This is a genomic window from Pseudomonas sp. 5Ae-yellow (genome assembly GCF_014077575.1).
Lineage (GTDB): Bacteria > Pseudomonadota > Gammaproteobacteria > Pseudomonadales > Pseudomonadaceae > Halopseudomonas > Halopseudomonas neustonica.
On record NZ_JACGWE010000143.1, the window covers coordinates 1 to 534 of the forward strand.

Sequence of the window (534 nt, forward strand, 5' to 3'; positions counted from 1 at the left end):
TGTCGTGGCGTTCGTTGCCGACGCGCACCGTCTGGTCGTGCTCGATGTTTTCGTCCCAGTCTTTCTGCGCGTGCAGGTAGATCTGTTCTTCGCCCTTTTTGTCCTCGATGCGCAGTTCGTTGTAACCACCGCCACCGGGGCTGCTGAGAGTTTTGAATACGCTGCGGGTTTTGTGCGCAGGCAATTCATACGGGACTTCGTGTTCCTTGTGGTACAGGCAACCGGTGACCAGCGGTTGGTCGGGGTCGCCCTCCAGGAAGGTGATGAGTACTTCCATGCCGACTCGGGGGATGGCAACGCCGCCGTAGCGGTCGCCCGCCCAGCTGGAGGCGACACGCAGCCAGCAGCTGGTTCTGTCATCGGCTTGGCCTTCACGGTCCCAGTGGAACTGCACTTTGATGCGGCCGTACTGGTCGCAGTGAATCTCTTCGCCCTGCGGGCCGGTGACCACGGCGCTTTGGCTGCCGAGGACTTTGGGTTTGATGTGGTTGAGCTGTGGGCGCCAGATGATCTGCCAGGGTGTGGCCTTGAAGT

The 534-nt window shown here is 60.9% G+C and carries 1 protein-coding gene; it reads right to left on the minus strand.

Annotation, left to right across the window (positions count from 1 at the left end; all coding sequences use genetic code 11):
* Window positions 1–534 (minus strand): type VI secretion system tip protein TssI/VgrG (gene tssI / locus H4J77_RS20480; protein ID WP_182250151.1); only part of this gene is annotated, 534 nt, incomplete at both ends.